Origin of the sequence: Mycobacterium parmense, assembly GCF_010730575.1 — a bacterium.
GTDB classification, from domain to species: domain Bacteria; phylum Actinomycetota; class Actinomycetes; order Mycobacteriales; family Mycobacteriaceae; genus Mycobacterium; species Mycobacterium parmense.
In genome coordinates this window covers 5,640,716-5,657,167 of record NZ_AP022614.1, presented here as the reverse complement: position 1 = coordinate 5,657,167, position 16,452 = coordinate 5,640,716, and the positions used below count along the sequence as shown (strand labels likewise).

20 protein-coding genes are annotated in these 16,452 nt (G+C 65.3%); 8 read left to right on the top strand and 12 right to left on the bottom strand.

Going from position 1 to position 16,452, the window contains the following annotated elements:
* Positions 1 to 44: 44 nt before the first annotated feature.
* Positions 45 to 239 (bottom strand): ferredoxin, encoded by a 195-nt coding sequence (locus tag G6N48_RS26255; RefSeq protein WP_085269949.1) that lies wholly within the window; start codon positions 237 to 239, stop codon positions 45 to 47.
* Between the two features lie 224 nt (positions 240 to 463).
* Between G6N48_RS26255 and G6N48_RS26250 the strand changes: the two genes are divergently transcribed.
* Positions 464 to 1,618, top strand: coding sequence for an acyl-CoA dehydrogenase family protein (locus tag G6N48_RS26250; RefSeq protein WP_085269950.1), 1,155 nt, complete (start codon positions 464 to 466; stop codon positions 1,616 to 1,618).
* On the opposite strand, the gene G6N48_RS26245 is transcribed toward G6N48_RS26250, so the two are convergent.
* Entirely contained in the window at positions 1,615 to 2,814 is a 1,200-nt protein-coding gene (locus G6N48_RS26245) for an amidohydrolase family protein (protein ID WP_085269951.1), read from the bottom strand. The genes G6N48_RS26250 and G6N48_RS26245 overlap by 4 nt on opposite strands.
* A 121-nt stretch (positions 2,815 to 2,935) precedes the next feature.
* Here G6N48_RS26245 and G6N48_RS26240 point away from each other — a divergent pair, with 121 nt between their 5' ends.
* The gene (locus tag G6N48_RS26240; protein WP_085269952.1) at positions 2,936 to 3,241 is read left to right on the top strand and encodes an acyl-CoA synthetase; all 306 of its coding nucleotides are present in this window, start codon (positions 2,936 to 2,938) and stop codon (positions 3,239 to 3,241) included.
* Positions 3,242 to 3,282: 41 nt separating this feature from the next.
* The gene (locus G6N48_RS26235; protein ID WP_085269953.1) at positions 3,283 to 4,581 is read left to right on the top strand and encodes a TetR/AcrR family transcriptional regulator; all 1,299 of its coding nucleotides are present in this window, start codon (positions 3,283 to 3,285) and stop codon (positions 4,579 to 4,581) included.
* On the opposite strand, the gene G6N48_RS26230 is transcribed toward G6N48_RS26235, so the two are convergent.
* The 3 genes from G6N48_RS26230 to G6N48_RS26220 are packed head-to-tail and all read right to left on the bottom strand — an operon-like array spanning position 4,547 to position 7,776.
* Complete coding sequence (locus tag G6N48_RS26230) at positions 4,547 to 6,118, bottom strand: class I adenylate-forming enzyme family protein (protein ID WP_085269954.1); 1,572 nt, start codon at positions 6,116 to 6,118, stop codon at positions 4,547 to 4,549. The two genes, G6N48_RS26235 and G6N48_RS26230, sit on opposite strands and share 35 nt — an antisense overlap.
* Positions 6,119 to 6,127: 9 nt before the next feature.
* Positions 6,128 to 7,321, bottom strand: a complete 1,194-nt coding sequence (locus G6N48_RS26225; protein WP_085269955.1) for a thiolase family protein — start codon at positions 7,319 to 7,321, stop codon at positions 6,128 to 6,130.
* Positions 7,318 to 7,776: a MaoC family dehydratase gene (locus G6N48_RS26220; protein WP_085269956.1), complete on the bottom strand. Its 459-nt coding sequence runs from the start codon at positions 7,774 to 7,776 to the stop codon at positions 7,318 to 7,320. Before G6N48_RS26220 ends, G6N48_RS26225 begins: the two co-directional genes overlap by 4 nt.
* Positions 7,777 to 7,886: 110 nt before the next feature.
* Between G6N48_RS26220 and G6N48_RS26215 the strand changes: the two genes are divergently transcribed.
* The 4 genes from G6N48_RS26215 to G6N48_RS26200 are packed head-to-tail and all read left to right on the top strand — an operon-like array spanning position 7,887 to position 11,363.
* Complete coding sequence (locus tag G6N48_RS26215; RefSeq protein ID WP_085269957.1) at positions 7,887 to 9,074, top strand: thiolase family protein; 1,188 nt, start codon at positions 7,887 to 7,889, stop codon at positions 9,072 to 9,074.
* A gap of 1 nt (position 9,075) precedes the next feature.
* Positions 9,076 to 9,510 carry an OB-fold domain-containing protein gene (locus G6N48_RS26210; protein ID WP_085269958.1) on the top strand — a complete coding sequence of 145 codons (435 nt, stop codon included), beginning with the start codon at positions 9,076 to 9,078 and terminating at the stop codon, positions 9,508 to 9,510.
* A 31-nt stretch (positions 9,511 to 9,541) separates the two neighbouring features.
* Positions 9,542 to 10,333, top strand: coding sequence for a TetR/AcrR family transcriptional regulator (locus G6N48_RS26205; protein ID WP_085269959.1), 792 nt, complete (start codon positions 9,542 to 9,544; stop codon positions 10,331 to 10,333).
* A gap of 10 nt (positions 10,334 to 10,343) precedes the next feature.
* Complete coding sequence (locus G6N48_RS26200) at positions 10,344 to 11,363, top strand: DUF2889 domain-containing protein (RefSeq protein ID WP_085269960.1); 1,020 nt, start codon at positions 10,344 to 10,346, stop codon at positions 11,361 to 11,363.
* A 7-nt stretch (positions 11,364 to 11,370) separates the two neighbouring features.
* Here G6N48_RS26200 and G6N48_RS27795 read toward each other — a convergent pair whose 3' ends face one another.
* From G6N48_RS27795 to G6N48_RS26185, 4 genes are read right to left on the bottom strand one after another with little or no spacing between them, the layout of a single operon-like run.
* The gene (locus G6N48_RS27795; protein WP_169718439.1) at positions 11,371 to 11,517 is read right to left on the bottom strand and encodes a hypothetical protein; all 147 of its coding nucleotides are present in this window, start codon (positions 11,515 to 11,517) and stop codon (positions 11,371 to 11,373) included.
* Between the two features lie 36 nt (positions 11,518 to 11,553).
* Positions 11,554 to 11,877, bottom strand: coding sequence for a hypothetical protein (locus G6N48_RS26195; RefSeq protein ID WP_085269961.1), 324 nt, complete (start codon positions 11,875 to 11,877; stop codon positions 11,554 to 11,556).
* Positions 11,878 to 11,902: 25 nt separating this feature from the next.
* Positions 11,903 to 12,343 (bottom strand): pyridoxamine 5'-phosphate oxidase family protein, encoded by a 441-nt coding sequence (locus G6N48_RS26190; RefSeq protein WP_085269962.1) that lies wholly within the window; start codon positions 12,341 to 12,343, stop codon positions 11,903 to 11,905.
* A complete protein-coding gene (locus tag G6N48_RS26185) occupies positions 12,340 to 12,951 on the bottom strand; it encodes a TetR/AcrR family transcriptional regulator (RefSeq protein WP_085269963.1) in 612 nt (203 codons plus the stop codon). The genes G6N48_RS26190 and G6N48_RS26185 overlap by 4 nt, the downstream gene beginning before the upstream one ends.
* 148 nt (positions 12,952 to 13,099) lie before the next feature.
* Here G6N48_RS26185 and G6N48_RS26180 point away from each other — a divergent pair, with 148 nt between their 5' ends.
* Positions 13,100 to 14,329 carry an amidohydrolase family protein gene (locus G6N48_RS26180; RefSeq protein ID WP_085269964.1) on the top strand — a complete coding sequence of 410 codons (1,230 nt, stop codon included), beginning with the start codon at positions 13,100 to 13,102 and terminating at the stop codon, positions 14,327 to 14,329.
* 23 nt (positions 14,330 to 14,352) lie between these two features.
* Here the strand turns inward: G6N48_RS26180 and G6N48_RS26175 are convergent, their stop codons facing one another.
* Genes G6N48_RS26175 through G6N48_RS26165 form a run of 3 tightly spaced genes read right to left on the bottom strand, consistent with a single transcriptional unit; the run spans position 14,353 to position 16,341 of the window.
* Complete coding sequence (locus G6N48_RS26175) at positions 14,353 to 14,502, bottom strand: hypothetical protein (RefSeq protein WP_161494224.1); 150 nt, start codon at positions 14,500 to 14,502, stop codon at positions 14,353 to 14,355.
* Positions 14,503 to 14,508: 6 nt separating this feature from the next.
* A complete protein-coding gene (locus G6N48_RS26170) occupies positions 14,509 to 14,811 on the bottom strand; it encodes a hypothetical protein (RefSeq protein ID WP_085269965.1) in 303 nt (100 codons plus the stop codon).
* Positions 14,812 to 14,841: 30 nt separating this feature from the next.
* Entirely contained in the window at positions 14,842 to 16,341 is a 1,500-nt protein-coding gene (locus tag G6N48_RS26165; RefSeq protein WP_085269966.1) for a class I adenylate-forming enzyme family protein, read from the bottom strand.
* Positions 16,342 to 16,452 lie beyond the last annotated feature (111 nt).

Genomic DNA, 16,452 nt, shown 5'->3' with positions numbered 1-16,452 from the left:
TCAGCAGTGTGCCGGTTGCCGCGCCCCCTTGGCAAGCGCGCCGGTCAGTCTTCCTCGAGGATCAGGGCGATTTCGGGGCACGCGGCAACCCCGTCTCGGGTGAGCTGTTCGTCTTCCGGCCGCACTTCGTGCTCCTCGAGAATTGAGTAGCCCGAGTCGTCGAGCGGGAACAACTCCGGGTCGACGGCGTAGCACTGGGCGTGGCCCACGCACTTCGACTGCTCGAGCCGAATCTTCATACGACCTCCTTCGTTCGACCGCCTGTGCGGCGGCGGTCTCATCCAGCAGTCCAGCATAGAGCTAAAGCTTTAGCTATTTTGCAAGGGTTCAAAAATCGGCCTTTTCTGACATTGCTGTCGCCGTAGGAAGCTGGATTGCGTTGCTTGTATGGTGCATATTAGAGGTGAACCGACATTCCTGATTTTTCACATTTCTGACGGTAACGTCGACAAAGGAAGCTCCGATGACACTCGCGCTCGACGACGAAGAGACCATGCTGGTCGAAACCGTGCGGGCCTTCGTCGACCGCGACGTCAAGCCCACGGTCCGCGCAGTCGAGCACGCCAACGAGTACCCGGAAGCGTGGATCGAGCAGATGAAGCGGATCGGCATCTTCGGGCTTGCCGTGCCCGAGGAATACGGTGGTTCGCCGATATCGATGCCCTGCTATGTGAAGGTGACCGAGGAGTTGGCCCGTGGCTGGATGAGCCTGGCGGGCGCGATGGGCGGGCACACTGTGGTCGCGAAGCTGATCTCTCTGTACGGCAACGAGATACAGAAACAGAAATATCTGTCCCGCATGGCGAGCGGGGAGATGCGGGCCACGATGGCGCTCACCGAACCTGGTGGCGGCTCCGACCTGCAGGCGATGACGACCACCGCACGAGCCGAGGGCAACGAGCTGGTGATCAACGGCGCGAAGACCTGGATCAGTAACGCGCGTAGGTCCGGCCTCATCGCACTGCTGTGCAAGACCGATCCACAAGCCGAGCCACGCCATAAGGGCATCTCGATAATCTTGGTCGAACACGGTCAGGGTCTGACCGTCTCACGCGACCTGCCCAAGCTGGGCTACAAGGGCGTGGAGAGCTGCGAGCTGTCGTTCGACGAGTGCCGCGTACCGGCCTCGGCGATCCTCGGAGATGAACCAGGCAGAGGATTCGCCCAGATGATGAAAGGCCTCGAAACGGGCCGTATTCAGGTGGCATCGCGGGCGCTGGGCGTGGCGAGCGCAGCACTGGAAGACGCACTGAAATACGCGCAGGAGCGGGAGAGCTTCGGCCAACCGATCTGGAAGCACCAGTCAGTAGGCAACTACCTGGCCGACATGGCCACCAAACTGACTGCTGCACGCCAACTCACCCGCTACGCAGCGGAGAAATACGACAGCGGCGAACGGTGCGACATGGAAGCCGGAATGGCGAAGCTGTTCGCGTCGGAGGTCGCCATGGAAATCGCGCTCAACGCCGTCCGCATCCACGGAGGCTACGGCTACTCCACCGAATACGACGTCGAGCGCTACTTCCGCGACGCCCCGCTCATGATCGTCGGCGAGGGAACCAACGAGATACAGCGTAATGTGATTGCCGCGCAGTTGATCTCGCGGGGCAAACTCTAGACGCCGGCGAGTTGCCGATCGTCTGCTGTCACCCGGGGGAAGTTGAGCATCCGGCGGGCGTTCTCCTCGACGATCAGCGCGCACTCGTCGTCCGGTACGCCTGCGAGCACCTCGGCGGCCCGCTTGCGCGAGTTCGGCCAGTTGGAATCGCTGTGCGGGAAGTCGATCTCGAGCATGATGCGGTCGACGCCGATGCTGTACCGGTTCGTCAGGCCGTGCTCGTCGTCGATGAAGCAGCCCCAGAAGTGCTTGCGGAACAGATCGGAAGGCCGGGTGTCGAAATCAATCTTCTGGTAGTAGCGATGACGCTCCCAGACGTAGTCGGTCCGCTCGAGGATGTAAGGCACCCAGCCGATTCCGCCCTCAGCGAGCGAGATCTGGAGATCCGGGAACTGCTGCAGCTTGCCGGAGAACAACAAGTCGACCGTCGACCACATCAGGTTCGTGGAGAACAGCGCCGTCGCGACCGCGAAGGGCGCGTCGGGTACGGCCATCTGACCAGGGATCGGCTTGATCGTGGAGAACGAGAAGCCAGGCACGAAGGAGCCGGATCCGAAGTGCAGCGACACCGGCATCTTGGCGTCCGAGCAGACCCGCCACAAGCCGTCCCAGTAGTCGGAGTGAAACGACGGCAGACCCAGCGGTACCGGGCTGTCGGGGAACGAGATCGTGCGCGCACCTTTTCCGGCGACACGCTCGGCCTCCGCGATGCAAGCATCGATGTCCCAGGTCGGCAGAATCGCCAGCGGGATGTAGCGCTCAGGTGCGGTCGCACACCACTCGTCGATGTAGAAGTCGTTCCACGCTTTTACGCACAGCAGGGCGAGCTCTTTGTCATTCGCGCGCTGGAATGTGCCGCCGCCGAATCCGGGGAAGGACGGGAAGCACAGCGCCGACTGCACACCGTCGAGGTCCATGTCGGCGACCCGGGCGACCGGGTCGTAGCAGCCCGGAATCATGTCCTCGTAGCGGACGGGATCCAGGCCCCACTCCTCCGGCGGTTTGCCGGCGACCGCATTCAGGCCGATCGTCGGGAAGACCTGCCCGTCGTAGTGCCACAGATGCATACCGTTTTCCTCGACGATGCGCGGGCCCTGTTCGAGGTACTTCTGCGGCAACCTGTCCTGCCACACCCGCGGGTGCTCGACCAAATGGTCGTCAACGGACACGATCTGGTGGTCATCCTGAAGCGGCATGATGCTCCTTCGCATCTGACGATCTGTCGGAAATTTCTGACGCATCGTCTTGTTTTCTGACGGTTCGTCTCACAGACTATATGACGCACGCCACATTCGTCCAGCAGTTGAGAGGCGCGACATGGAAACCACGGGCCGGCCCGCCGAAAGCGCAGGCCGGGACAAGGTCGATGAAGACGACCACGACCTGTTGACCTTCGGCGAAGCGGGTGAACGGCTCCGCATCGAGATCGCGGCGGCGGCACGAGAGGTGCAAAGTCTGCAGCAATCCGGGCCGGTCGAGGCGCTGGAGAAGGCCCAGGCCCGCCTCGATGCACTGCGGTCCGCTGCAGCCCGCAACAGCGCACAGCCCATCAACGACGCCAACTTCGAGAAGTTCTTCGGCTACCCCGGCAAAGCCAAGCGCAACCTGGCCGGAGCGCCGTAGGCGCGATGACAACCGCGTCGGCGCGCCCGGATACTTCTTCCATGGCCCACACTCCCGAGAAGCTACGGCGCCCCGGCTACGCCCCCGCCACCAGCGCCGGTGTGGGGCGCCGCGGGCTGCACACCCGCGAACGGATACTAGGGTGCGCTGCGAAGGTCTTCCTGGCCAACGGGTTTCACGCCACGTCGCTTGACGCCATCGCCAAGGCGGCCCACGCCTCCCGCGCCACCGTCTATCAATACTTCGCGGGCAAAGAGGAGATCTTCCGCGAATTGAGCGCATCGGCCGAGCGCGATGTGCTCGAACACGGCGAACACCTCAGCGGACTTGGCCCGACAGTCGACGGGATCAACGCCCTGCACCGCTGGCTAGTCGAATGGGCGGATATCTACGACGCCCACGCCGCGGTGTTCGCCGAATTCCCGGGCATCGGTACGGCCACCGGCTTGGCCGTCATTGACGCCAGCTCAGCCGCCGACCGGTTTCACCAGACGGTCACCGACCGGCTGCGGCGGATGCGCCTGCAGGATCTGGAAGCCGACGATGCGGCCGCCGCACTGGGTCGGATCCCCCACATGGTTCATCTCTACCGGTACCGGGCGATGCTTCCGTTGCCCGCTCGCGCGACCGTGACGTGGTCGTTGACCGTCGCATTGCAGCTGATGCTGTTTCCCGAGACCCCGGCCGACGTGCTGCACGCGGCAACACCCCAGGTAACAAACGGGCGCGCGCGCACCCCGCCCGGTATCGCCGACAGTGGCGCGGCAACACCGGTGGCCGCCGAGGCATCGGGCTCGCCGATTCCCCAGGACGTGCTGTCGGTCAGCTCGGCGTTGTTCGCCGAGCGCGGCTACTACGCCATCGGCATGGAGGAGATCGCGGCCGCCGCCGATATCAGCCGCGCGACCTTGTACCGGTACTTCAGCACCAAGGACAAGATCCTGGCCGAACTGACTCGCCGGGCGGTCGCCGAGATCGAGGAGCACGCCGCCGCCCTGCCCGCGATGGCCACAGATTCGCTTGTCGAGTGGATGCTCGGCTACGTCCGATTTCATCGCACCTACCGCGGCGTGATCCGGGCGTGGTTCGACGGCACGGTCGCAGAACAGCTCTCCGACGCCGACGTCGACCACGGCATTGGCGCGATCTTCCACGCGGTTGCTGAGCTCCTGTCCACTGTCGACCTGCCGGCCGGCGTCGACGCAGATGTGGCGGGCGCGGTTTTTGTGGCGGTCCTGGGCCGGATGTCCGAGCCGACGGGGGCAAGCGCGTCGGACAGCGAAGAGCGGGCCGCCGAGCTGATGGTCAAGTTGTTGCGCCGTTCGCTGCTGCGCTCTTGAGGTCGGCGCGCAGTCGCTTCTTGTCCACCTTGCCGCTGGCCAGTACGGGCAGATCGGTGACCAGCACCAGTCGACGGGGCACCTTGTAGCGCGCCAGCCGTTGCCGGACGCCCTCTTGCACCATTTCCAGGGTCGGCGACGCACCGCTGCGCGCCACCACGACGGCACAGACCGCCTCGCCCCATCTGTCATCTGGCACCCCGACGACAGCGCAGGCGGCTACTCCGTCAACCGCGCTGACCGCCTCCTCGACCTCGGGCGAATAGATGTTCTCCCCGCCGCTGATGATCACGTCCTTCTTGCGGTCCATCAGATAGAGCAGCCCGCGCTCGTCCAGTCGACCCATGTCGCCGGTGCGACACCACCCGTCCCGCAGCGTCGCCCGCGTTGCCGCCTCGTCCTGCCAGTAGCCACGGAACATGGAGTCGGACTGCACGACGATCTCACCGGCCTGCCCCACGGGCAGGACGCCGCCGTTCGCATCGACCACACGTACCCGGGTGTCGGGAAATGGGAAGCCAACCGAGCTCAGCCGTTCGGCAGCGTTGGGGTCGTCGAGGATGTGCAGTTCGCGGGGCAGTCCAGAGACAATGGCTTCCGTCTGTCCGTAAAGGTTGAGGAAACCCGCGCCCGGCAGCACGGCGAGTGCCCGCCGCAGGATGGCCGCGGTCATCGGCGCGGCCGAATAGACCACCGTGCGAACCGATTCCACCGCCAAGCGATCACTCACCTCATCAAGGAGCGCACTGAGCATGACCGGCGCCAGATGCAGCACCGTGATCCGCTCGTCGGCGATCAGCCGGACCGCGTCGGCCGCGTCGAACTGTTGCTGCAGCACCACGGTTGCGCCCCGGGCATGCAGTCCACCGATAATCCCGAGCGCACCGAAGTGGAACATCGGCATGTTGATCAGCCCGCGATCGGCGCTGCCGCACCGCATCTCGTTGTTCATGGTGAATGCGATCCGGCGCATCTCTCGCTGTCCGAGCATGCAGCACTTGGATGCGCCGGTGGTGCCGCTGGTGAACAGCAGATACGCGATGTCGTCGGGCCGGGCGACGAATTGCGGCTCGCCGGCGCGGCCGCCTTCGATGAATCGCTCGTAGCCGGTGATCCCCGCCGGAGCGTCTCCCCCGATGGTTACCAGCATCGGCCCCGACGGCACGTGAGCTGCGACATCCGCGATCACCGGCATGAACTCCTCGGCGCAGAACACAATCGACGGCTCGACGCGGCGCAGCGCATCTGCCATCTCCGGCACTGAAAGCCGGAAGTTGATGGTGGCCAGGACGATTCCGCTGAGCTGGGCGGCCGCGTTCAGTTCACCGAACTCGATGCTGTTGCGGCTCAACACCGCGATGCGATCCTGGCGTTTCACCCCGACCTCGGCCATCGCCGCCACCAATCGGACTGCCCGGTCTCGTAACTGAGCATGGGTCACGCCGCGATATCCCTGTCGGTAGGCGACAACGTCCGGGAAACGGACCGCGTTGTCTGTCACGATGTCACCCAGCGTGAAATCGTCGACGGTGGCCATCGACGCAAGCTACCGGCTGCTCAACAACATCGACCCGGCGACCGGTCCGCCGCCCACCCCGACGGCCACCACCTCGGGAGTGCGGGGCGCCTGCCGGTCGCCGCCCTCGCCCCATAACTGCACGCATGCCTCGTGCAGGAAACCCATCCCGTGCAGGCGACCGCCGGAGAGTTGTCCGCCGCTGGTGTTGATCGGCAGCGAACCGTCCAGTGCGATGGCCGAACCGTCGCCGACGAATTCGCCGACCTTGCCGTGCTCGCAGAAACCCAACGCCTCCAGCCACATCACGGTCAGAAAGGAAAAGCCGTCGTAAAGCTGGGCCATGTCGACGTCGGCCGGGGTCAGCGTGGTGTGCTCCCACAGCGTGGCGGCCGAATCGTGCGCGGCCATCGTGGTGATGTCGCAGCGCTGATCCCAGGTCGCGCGCTCGAACATGCCGGGTCCGACGGACTCCACCGTCAGCGGGTGCCGCGGCAGGCCGTTGGCGGCGTCACGGCGCGACACGATCACGGCGGTCGCGCCGTCGCAGGGCACATCGCAGTCGTAGAGGCACAGCGGCTCGGAGATCATCCGCGCACCAAGGTAATCGTCCATCGTCATCGGTGCGCGATAGACCGCATCGGGATTGAGTCCGGCGTTGGTACGGGCGTTGATCGCGATCCGGCCGAGATGCTCGCGGGTCAGACCGAAGTCGTTCATATAGCGCTGGGCGGGCATCGCCAGCCAGTTCGCCGCCGACAGTGCACCAAAGGGCGCCGTCCACTCCAGGTGCGGCGGCAATTCCCCGCCCCCGAACAGCACCGAAGCGCGGCCGCCGCCGGCCTGCTGCGCGGCGGTGGACTCCCACACCGACCGGTACACCACGACATGGTTGGCCAGCCCGAGAGTGACCGCCATACAGGCTTCGATTGCCGGCCCGATCTGACCCGCGGTCTCCATCGCCGAGACGTACCAGCGGGAGCGCAGTCCGAGTGCGTTGCGGACCTCCTGGACGGTGGCACCGGAGAACCCCGCGTCCGGCACACCTGGTCCCGGGTAACTGGCGATCCCGTCGACGTCGTCGACGCTCAGCCCGGCGTCGGCGATCGCCCGCAGCACCGCCTCGATGGTGAGGTCCAATCCCGTGCGGCCCAGTCTGCGGCCGACCTGCGACTTACCCGCCCCGGTAAGGACGGCCTTTCCGTCGAACGGGCCAATGGTCACCAGATAAACCTAGCGATCAGCTCGGCCACGGCGGCCGGTTTGTCGACTCCGTCGATCTCGACGGTGTGTCGCACGGTCAGGTTCACGGTGTCGTCGGCGACCTTGGTGGCGTCGGCGAGCTCGGAGCGGACCCGGATGCGGCTACCGGCGGTGACCGCGGACAGGAACCGCACCTTGTTCAGGCCGTAGTTGATGCCCATCTTGGCGTTCTCGACGCGGTAGTTGTCCTTGCTCACACCGGGGATGAGCGAGAGCGTGAGAAAGCCGTGCGCGATCGTTGCGCCGTAAGGGCTTTCAGCCTTGGCCTTCTCGACGTCGACGTGGATCCACTGATGATCCATCGTGACGTCGGCGAAGGCGTCGATCCGGCTCTGGTCGATGTCCACCCACCGGCTGACGCCCAGTTCCTCACCGATCGCCGCGAGTGCATCGTCCACGGACCTGATCACCTTCACCGCTGCTCCCCACGTCGCCTGCGCCGATATACCGATATCTATTTAACGGTATAGACTGGCCTCGCTCGTCGGGCAAGCAGCCCGTCAACTCTGACGATCTTGGGAGACACATGGCCACCACTACGTCCCGCGCAGCGATCGTGGCCGCTGCCCGCACACCGATCGGAACGGCGCGCAAGGGCACGCTGGCCAACATGCCCGCGATCGAGCTCGCCAGACCCGTCGTGCAGGCCGTCGTCGAACGCTCCGGACTGGAAGTGGCGGACTTCGACGACCTGGTGCTGGCCGAGAGCATGCAGGGCGGCGGCGACAGTGCCCGCTACATCGCGGTGGCCCTCGGCATGCTCGACATTCCCGGGCTGGCCGTGAACCGCCAGTGCGCATCGAGTCTTTCGGCCATCGCCGTGGGGGCCGGGCAGATCGCGTCCGGGATGAGCCGCGCCATCCTGGCCGGCGGTATGGAGTCGCTGTCGACCGGCCCAATCATGCAGAAGCGCAAGCTCTTCACCACAGGCAAGTCGCCCGAGGACTACGCGCAGTGGTTCCCCGAGTCGCATCCGCCGACTGCGGAAGCGCCCGCCACGGACATGTCCATCACCGTCGCGCACAACTGCAACCTTCAGTACGGGATCACCCGCGAGGACCAGGACAAGTGGGCGCTGCGCAGCCATCAGCGTGCGATCAAGGCCATCGACGCTGGGGCGTTCACCGACGAGATCATCCCGCTCCAGGTGCCCCAGGCCGACGGCAGCGTGATTACCTTCGCCGAGGACGAGCATCCACGGCGCGGGAGTTCGATGGAGTCGCTTGCCGGGCTGAAGGTGCTGCATCCTGAGATCGAAGGCTTCACCGTGACGGCAGGGAACTCCTCCGGGATCAACGATGCCGCGGCAGTGGTCGCGCTGGCCAGCCCGGACACCCAGCAGGATGCGCTGGCAAGCGTGCTGTCCTGGACGCAGGTCGGACTGGACCCGACGCGGACCGGCAGCGGGCCGATCAAAGCTATCCCGAAGGCGCTCGAGTTGGCGGGCCGCAAGCTCGAGGACGTCGCACTGTTCGAGATCAACGAGGCGTTCGCAGCCCAGGCGGTGGCGTGCGCCCGCGAACTCGGTCTCGACGAGGAGATCGTCAACGTCTACGGCTCGGGCATCAGCCTGGGCCACCCGATCGCCGCAACGGGTGCCCGCATGGTCACCTCCGCGATATACGAATTGCGCAGGCGCGGCGGCGGAATCGGCGTGCTGTCGATGTGCGCCGGCGGTGGTATGGGCGCCGCGATGGTCATCGAGGTGGCCTGAGTTGACCGCCCTGATTGCCGAGGGGCTCTTTCGCGTCGACGCCGAGCGTGCGGTGTTGTTCGCGTCGCGCAGGCGTTCGTCGGGAGTGGTGAAGTTCCCCGCCGAGCGGCCCGAGCTCTTCGACGGCGACCCCGATATCCAGGACGACATCGAGGCGATCGAATTGTCTACCACGGGAACGCTGTACACCTATACGACGCAGGAGTTCCCGCCACCGCTGCCCTACAAGGGCAATCGAGATCCCAAGGTGTTTCGGCCGTACGTGGTGGGCTTCGTCGAGTTGACCGAGGGCGTACTGGTCGAGACGCTGATCGTCGATGCGACCGCGGCCGAACTGCGGATCGGACAGCCCCTGGTGTCGACCACCACCACGCTGGAGACCGCCGACGGTCAGTCGCTATTGACCTTCGCGTTCCGACCGGCCGAGGAGAGTTAGTGCTACGTCTGCGAGTTGATCTGGCGGTCGTATGACAGCACGACGCCTAGAGCCGCAACAGCGACGTGCACAGCTGCTCGACGTCGCAGCCGCGATGTTCGCGGAGAAGCCGTACGAAAATGTCTTCGTCGAGGACATCGCCGCGCGGGCGGGTGTGTCGAGAGCGTCGCTGTATCACTACTTTCCGAGCAAGCGAGACCTGTACGTGACGATATTCAAGCGCGCCAGTAACCGGCTGCTGGCGCGGGCCAATCCTGACCCGCAGCTACCGCTCGCAGATCAGCTTGCCACCGGGCTCGAGGCTCACATCCAATATTTTGCCGAGCATCCCTTTGAAGCAATCGCGATCAGCCGCGGCGCATTGTCGGATGACCCGGCGATCCAGGCGATCGTCACCGACGAGCTCAATGTTATTGGCCAACGCTTGATCGACAAACTCGTCGCCGAGGGACGTCTCCGCGACGTCACCGAGATCGCCGTAGAGGGTTGGTTGGCGTTCGTCCGCGCTGCCTGCGTGAAATGGGTTCAGTCGCAGCGAATCACGCGGGCCGACCTCACCGGAATGTGTCTGCGTGCATTCAACTGCGCTCTCGGGTACCCCGACACACCGCACGAATCGCCGCAGAAACTCGCCGACAAACGCCCGCGCAGTGGAGCCTTCAGCCGTGTCGCCGAGCTCGTCACAACGATCACCACCGGGGTCGAGCACTGGAATCGTATCCCCAGGTCCTTCGTGCGAAAGGCGGCCGCGGATGCCACCATGACCAAAGTCCAACTTGGACGCGACACCCTCCGCCAGATCAAAACGCAGACAAGCCGCTAGAGTCCGTCCGGTGACGGACCTGGGTTCCCCGCCCTTCGGGCTTCATCCCCTGCACGGCGTACACGAGCCGACGACCACTAATCCGCAGCGACGGCCGCGGTCGGCACGACGGACCACGTCGATCGACATGACCCGCGACGAGGGCTCACTCGACCCGGTGTATCTGAACGGACGGGCGCGCGATCTGTGGACGGCGGTCGACGGAACGGTGACCGAGCTCGGCTCTGCGACGCTATCGGCCACCATCGAGCTGATCGCCCGCGTCATCCGTCACGTCGAGGTGACGCCACCGGTCGCCGCGCTGTCCCGACTGTCGGGCGCGCCCGCGATGAGCGGGTTCCGCGCGGCGGCCGACAAGGCGGCTCCCGAATTGCGGCGAGCACGCGATCTGCGCTATGCGCTGCTCGACGACGTTCCCGTCGCCACGTTGATATCCGGGCACGCGCTGTCGGCGTCGAACCTGCTGGGCGATGTCGCGAAGTCGGGGTACCTGCCGGTCGCCGACCAGTGTGCGGGTTTCGCGACCGGCGGGCTACTGCTGACGTCGTTTGAGGCGGGCGATCCCGTGATCGTCACCGGCCCAGAGGCTCCCGACCTCGACCACGGCGAAGACCCTTGGGCATGGCACCACGTGGCGGCGTTGCCGCGCCACGGCATGCGCCGCAGGCGGCGCATCGATGTCTACCAGGGCGAGTCGCCGTCACGGGTGGGCATCGACGCGATGTTCCGCGATACCTACGTGAGGAGCGACGGGGTGGAGACGATCATCCACGAGTACACCTTGGTCGCCGTCGTGGATGCCCACACCGGGGTCATCGTCGAGTCGCGGGCCACACCGCGGGTGCTGCCGTGGCAGGAATGCCCGGGAGCCGTCGCCAGCGCTGCGCGAATCGCCGGAATGACGTTGCGAGACCTGCACTTCCGAGTCCGTCAGGAACTGTCCGGTACCAGCACCTGCACCCATCTCAACGATCTGCTTCGCAGCATCGCCGATGCCGAGGCGCTGATCAGCCTGGTGAAGGACGCCTGAACGCGGGTCAGCGCGGGCCGGGAGTCGCGTCACCCAGCTCGTCGGGCTCAGCGGGAGGTGTCGCGGCCTTCGGCTTGGTCGCGTCGTCGACCTCGTCGACCTCCTCGAGGGCCGTCTGGTCGGTGATCGGTTGGCTGGTATCGAATCCTGACATCGCTACTGGGTAGCCAGAATATCGGCGCTCAATCCTCTAGGCGTTGGCGAACGAGAACGTCACCGTGCGGCTGACCGTCAGTGTGGCCACGTCATCGGAGGGTGGCCACGTCACCGTTCCCTGCACGATCGCCCCGCGAATGTCCCGATACGCGGTGAAGGTGTCGGCTACGACGCAGGCCTGGGTTTCAGCGCTGTGCGTGGCGTCGACATCGACACCATCAACCGTGACCGCGATTGTGGCGGAGTCGAAGTCGACCACCCGCGCCGGTAGGGCCAGCAACTGGCCGTCGGCGTCGACGACGCAGATCGCGCCGGTCGGCCTTTGCGCCAGGAACATCGGAAGTTCATCCTCGGCCATGGCAACTGGGCCTCCGCGGCGCGGGCTAGGCACGTCGATCCGGGAGATCGGCGGCGCGGACCTTGGTGAGCGTCAGACCGATGAAGCACCGCTTACCGCTGAGCAGGCGGTCACGGACCTTCGTCACGACCGAGTCGGGCACGCGTTGATCCGGCGAACTGTCGCCGATGATTTCGTCGACCTCGGCCGCGGACGGTTGGTAGATGTGCGCGAAACCAGAAACGGAGACCCAGCCCTCGTCGTCGCCGATCAGGCAAGCGACCTCGGGAACCGAGCGCAGGTGTTGGACCTTGGCGCTCTTAACATAGGTGGCGAAGTAGAGGCAGCAGCCGGCGGGGCGATAGGCAACCGAGCGCATGGCATAACCGATCGGACGTCGTGCGCCGTCACGGCAGAAGAGAAATACGCGGTGGTTCGCGCGGATGAACTCAACGACGTCCGGCGCATCGAGCAACGTCGGGGTCACGATGCGAGAGGCGTTGCCATCGCGCCGATCATCTCCGCGACCACCCCGATCATTTCGTCACGGTCGACGGCCACCGTCTGCCGGTGCACCGTGTACCAGGCCCGGTCCAACAGTCCCATCACCGCGACGCCGATAACGTCCGGTGAATGGGCGCCGTCGCCGGCGATCGCCTGGCCAAGCTTCCACGATGCCCGGGTCACCATGCGGTTGCGAGAGTTTCGAAAGTCGTCGTCGTCGGGCGCCGAATGCGCCGACGCGAGAACGAACGCGCCGTGATGGTCCATGTAGTCGAAGTAGTGGCCCACCCAGGCCCGAACCTCGGCTGGACCGAACGATGCTCGGGCCTCGGCCCACTCGGCGATGACGGCCAAGGCCTCGCGGTAAGCGTTCTTGCCCAGGACGTTGAAGATCTCGCGCTTGTCCTTGAAGTAGGTGTAGAAGCCGGCCCGTGAGATGCCGCACGCCTCGGTGATCGCGTTGATCGGCGTGCCCGCATAGCCGCGCTCCAAGAACAGACGACGGCTGGCGTCAAGAATCGCCGAGCGCGTGCGCTCACCGCGGGTGGCGTCCAGTTGCCGTTCGGCGGCCGAAGCCGAGGTCACCGTCATCCACTCATGCTATGTGACGGCATCGTCAAGCGCAATCGCTGCATGTTAAAGCCACTATCTTGACATATATGAGTACAGACTTGACAGTTCTGTCAGATTAAGCCAAGCTCGTAGCCGAGCCAAATATCGAGCAGCGAGAGGCACCACGATGACGCAGTTCACCGACGCACCGATCTTCGATGCCGATCAGCACATGTACGAAACCCCCGATGCGCTGACGAAGTATCTGCCCGAGGAATTCCGGCCGAAGGTGCAGTTCGTCCAGATCGGCAGGCACACCCGCATCGCGATCCTGAACAAGATCACCGACTACATGCCCAACCCGACGTTCGAACGGGTCGCCGCTCCCGGCGCGCACGAAAAGTTCTACTCCGGCCAGAACCCCGAGGGTCTGTCGATGCGAGAGATGTCCGGCCGCGGCATCGACACCCCGCCGGGAGCACGCAACCCCGAAGACCGAATCGCCGAACTCGACCGCCAGGGCGTCGACGCATGCCTGAACTACCCCACGCTGGCCAATCTGGTCGAGCATTCGGCCGCCGAGGATCCCGACCTGACGGTGGCGATCATCCATGCACTGAACCAATGGATGCTGGAGCACTGGGGGTTCAGCCACGCCAACCGCGTCTACTCGACGCCGGTACTCACCCTGGGACTCGTGGACGAAGCGCGTCGCGAACTCGAGTACATCCTCGACAATGGCGCCAAGGTCGCGCTGATCAAGCCCGCACCGGTGAACGGTTACAAGGGTTGGCGCTCCCCCGCGCTGCCCGAGTTCGATCCGTTCTGGCGTGACGTCGAGGACGCGGGGCTGCCGATCGTGTTGCACGCCAGCCAACCTCCGTTGCAGGAATACATCGACAAGTGGGAACCTCCGTCAACAAGTAGCGCGTTCGAGATGTCGGCATTCAAGTGGACCGCACTCGGTCACCGCGAGATTGCCGACATGCTCACCAGCCTGATCTGCCACGGCACGTTGACCCGATTCCCGAAGCTGCGGATCGCCAGCGTCGAGAACGGCAGCGCGTGGATCAAGCCGCTATTCGATGACCTGCAGTCGACATACGGCAAGATGCCGCAGAACTTCCCCGAGCATCCGCACGAGGTGTTCCGCCGCAACGTCTGGGTCAGCCCGTTCTGGGAGGGTTCGGTGGCCGACGTGGTGCAGACCGTCGGATGGGACAAGGTGATGTTCGGCTCGGACTGGCCGCATCCCGAAGGCCTGGCCGAGCCAAAGCGGTACTGGCAGTACGCCGAGGGCATGGATGAGCGGCGCACCTACGACTTCATGGGTGACAACGCTCGTCGCTTCATGGGCCTGCCGATCGCCAACCCTGATCCGGAAGCGGTCAAGCCGCCGGCACTGGCCAACGCCTGAGCCGGAGCCGGTGGGAGCGTCCGCTACGGGATGGCCTGGACGCCCCGCTCGGCGGCCTTCAGGAACACGGCCACCAGGCCGAAGGCGATCCAACCGCCAACCTCCACCACCCAGGGGACGTTCGACGGAGGTAACGGCCCAGCGGCGTACGCGCGGCAGCCTAGGCCTGTCATTGGCTATCAGTCACTGGCCGGCAGCGGCTTGGCTTCCTTGAGCACCAGCGGCGTCGTCCCGACGCTGAGCGACCCGGCGCCGGCCTTGGTGACCAGCACCTCGGCGTCGCCGTCGTCGACGTACCGCTTGCCCATCGTGCTGCCGTCGGCGAAGGCCGGGTCGAGCACGGCGTCGGCGGCCCGCTCGGCATCCAGCGGCACCATCGGATGGCCTCCGCAACGCAGATCATCCAGGCTCTCAGCGGCTTTGACGACGATCACCTGCGTGTCACACACCTGGCTCTGCAGGCGCGTGCCGTTCTTGATCATGTCGGATTCCTCTTCTCTCGAGGGACGAATTCAGTGCTCGGCCGCAGCTGGCGTCAGGTTATCGAGGATCTCCCGGCGCAACACCTTGCCGGTCGGCGTGGTTGGCAACTCTTCCCGGAACACGATGCGATCCGGCGTACGGGACCCACGCAGCTGGCTGCGTGCGAACTCGCGGAGCTGCTCGGGTGCCGGCGCACCGCCTGCCTCGGGCACGATCACCGCCACGATGATCTGACCCCACTCGGCGTCATCCAGTCCGACGACGACGACCTCGCGGACGTCGGGATGCTCGATGAGGACGTCCTCGATCTCCGACGGGGCGATGTTCTCCCCGCCCCGGATGATGGTGTCGTCGGACCGCCCTCCGATGAACAGGTAGCCATCCTCATCCAGCATCGCGACATCCCTGGTCGGGAACCAGCCCTCCGCGTCGAGCACCGATCCGATCTCGGAGTAACGGCCCGACACCTGGGGGCCTCGCACGAAGAGCTCACCAGCCTCGCCCGGCCCGAGCACGGTGCCGTCTTCTGCGCGGATCTGTACCTCGATGCCGGGGACCGGGCGACCGACCGAGCTCAGCCGACGGGCGACGGCGTCGTCCGGTGCCTCGTGGGCCACACGATGATCGTCCGGCGTGAGGACCGAGATGGTCGAGCTGGTCTCGGTCAGCCCGTACGCGTTGACGAAGCCGACCTGCGGTAGCAGGTCCAGCGCCCTTCGGATCAATGGCCGCGCCACCTTCGATCCGCCGTACGCGAAGTTGCGCAGCGTTGGAAGCTCGGTGGACTGCTCCTCGAGGACCGCCACGATGCGGGACAGCATGGTCGGCACCACCGTCGCGGTGGTGACCCGCTCGTCGCGGACCAGTCGCACCCATTCGTGCGGATCGAACCGGCGCAGGTACACGATCGCCCGTCCTGCATAGAGGTTTGACAATGCGGCCCCAACCCCGGCGATGTGATATGGCGGGACGCACACCAGCGCCGCATCGGCGGGATCGGCGGAACCGAATTCGACGGTGCCGGTGACATAACTGGTCAGGTTGTTGTGAGTCAGCTCAACGGCTTTGGGCCGCGACGTGGTACCCGAGGTGAACAACACGACCGCCACGTCGTCGGGGTCGGCGAAGACCGAGACGGGCTCGGTGGATCGCGCGCCTTCGATGAACTCGGCGGACGAGATAACCCGATGGCCGGTACCGGCCACGATGTCGCCGTACTCGACGTCGACCACGACCAACGGGGCCGGAAGCCGATCGATGAGTTCGCGCAGCCCCTCTGGACTCAGCCGATAATTCAGTGGCGTGAACGCCGTGTTCGCGCGCGCCGAAGAGAACAGCAGCAGCGGGAGCAGTGCTCCGCCGGTGCCGACGTAAGCGACATGGGATGCCCCGGATGCGGCGATTACACCTGCACCGCCATCGGCGAGCTCGCTGAGTTCGGCAGTAGTCAGTCGAATGTCGCCGTCCACCACGGCAACCCGGTCGGGATCACCCGACGCCGCCATCTCCAGCAGCAACGAAATACTCAACGCCCCTCAGCCTTCACCTGCGAGTTGATGCCCTAAGCCGTTAGCGCGTAGCGACCCGATCCTGGACCCGCACCGACTAATCAGATATATAGTTATAGGCTTGGCGGTATC